The following is a 1,901-nucleotide window of genomic DNA, read 5'->3' as shown; positions in this document are numbered from 1 at the left end:
CTCCTTGGCCGTGAGGCCCAAGTCGGCTGCGAGGCGGTCGAGCTGCGAGAGGTCGAAATCCTGCAAATCGAGGAACATCCCGTCGCGCAGCCGGTGGTACCGCTTGCGCTTGCGGTAGCTCGCCAGAAGCGACGCGAGCTCGCGGGCGGGCAGGTCGCCCGAATCCACCGTGAGGTTGACGAGGTTGCCCGCGAGCGACACGCCGAGCGTTACGCGCGGCTTCTTGTCGCGGATGAGGCGGTCGAACGCGGGCGTGGTGAACACCGTGCCCAGCGCGCGGAACTCCGCCAGGCCGCCGAACAAAAGCGCGCCCACGGCCTCGTCGTCGGCGAGGGGAAGGGTGGCGTCCACCGCATCGAGGTACCTCGCCGCCAGCTCGCCCGCACGCGCCTCCAGGCGCTCGTCGCGCAGCGGGCCGGAGGGCTTCGGCGGGGTTTCCGTCTTCCTCGCCGCCGCTTCCGTTCCCGTGCCTGCTTTCGGCGCGCCCGCCCCTTCCCCCTGCGTCTCGAAACCGAACAGCAGATGGCGCACCTCGCCATAGGCTGCCCAGGCGTCGCAGGTCACGCGCGTGTCGTCGCGGTCGAAGAAGAACTCAAGCTGGCAGGGCACGGGCTTGTACGCCTCGATCTGGGCGGGCAGGTCCACGTGCAGGTGCCGCTCGATGGCCGGCAGCGCCGCCGCGCAGAACAGAGGCATGTCGGCCTCGGCCACGTAGAGGTCGCTCTCGCTGCTGTCGTAGACGTTGCGCAGGAAGTCGGCGCATTGGGCGAACTCGGGCGAGCAGTTGTGGAAGAGGCCGTCCTTCCACACGTAGAGGCGCTCACCCTGCGCGGCCAGCGCCAGAAAATCAGTGCGCTCGACGAAGTAGCCGCCCCGATCGGCGGGCCTCAGGGCGACGGTGATGCGCGGGTCCTCATCGACGATGCGGGTGCGCATGGCTCGTCGCGCGCCGATCTCGTCCTCGTCCATGGCGAAATCCCGACCGGCCAGGAGATCGAGCAGCTCGACGGCCTCGGCATCCGTGAGCTCCAAGTCGCGCCCAACCACGTTCGAGGAGCGGTAGCGCCAGTACGCCGCCGCGCTCGTCTGCTCGCGCAGGGCCACGGCGCGGTCGAGGAAGCGCGCAATGTGACGGGCGTGCTCGGTGAGCTGGGCCGGCACATGGTGGAACGCGAGCTTCTTGCCGTAGGAGAAGAACTCGCCCGTGCGCATGCGCTCGACGAAGTCGGAGATGCCCTTCATCACATAGGAGCCCTGCGGCCCCGAAAGGCGGAAGCGCGCCGACCACGAGCGGTAGCCGCAAGCGAGCGTCGTCTCGATGTCGACGTTTCCGATTGCCTCCTGCGCGCCGGCCAGCCGCTCCGCGCGCTTCATGAAGTCCTCGATGCAAGCCGAGGTCGTGCGCGTGCGCTGCGCCTGGTAGCCGAGGAACCGCTGAGGTGCGCGGCTGTAGGAGAGCATCAGCGCCGCGCAGTGCTTGCACATGCCGTCGTGCTCGCGGTCGGCGGGGCAGGTGCAGGAATAGTCCAGCATGATGCCGCTGTCATCCTCGAAGCACACCGATGTGCGGTAGCGGTCGTCCCAGCCGCTGCTCGAGGCCACGAACGCGGAAAGCGTGATCTCGTCGCCATCGTAGCGCACCTGCTTCGTGAGGATGTTGCGGTCGGAGGCGGCTATCTGCTCCGCACGTGCAAGGGTGCGCGCGGAGCAGATAGCCGCAAGGGCGTTCTCCGGGATCATCGGTGCTTTCCCCACCTTCCTCTCCGAACGGGTGTACTAGTTCATCATACTACAGCACCGTCCGCGCGGGGGCGGCGGCCGGGGCCCGACGCGAAAACGGCATCGGGCTCGCAGTGGCCGGGTTGGATCGCGCAGCTGCGCCTCCATGGCCGCGCTATGCG

1 protein-coding gene is annotated in these 1,901 nt (G+C 68.5%); it reads right to left on the bottom strand.

From position 1 onward, the window contains the following. Positions 1-1,740 (bottom strand): SNF2 helicase associated domain-containing protein (locus GPA_RS10360; RefSeq protein ID WP_041239455.1); only part of this gene is annotated, 1,740 nt, incomplete at its 3' end. Between the last annotated feature and the right edge of the window lie 161 nt (positions 1,741-1,901).

Origin of the sequence: Gordonibacter pamelaeae 7-10-1-b (assembly GCF_000210055.1) — a bacterium.
GTDB lineage: Bacteria > Actinomycetota > Coriobacteriia > Coriobacteriales > Eggerthellaceae > Gordonibacter > Gordonibacter pamelaeae.
Note: the sequence above shows the minus strand (reverse complement) of the source record. Positions and strands in the feature narration are given on the sequence as shown.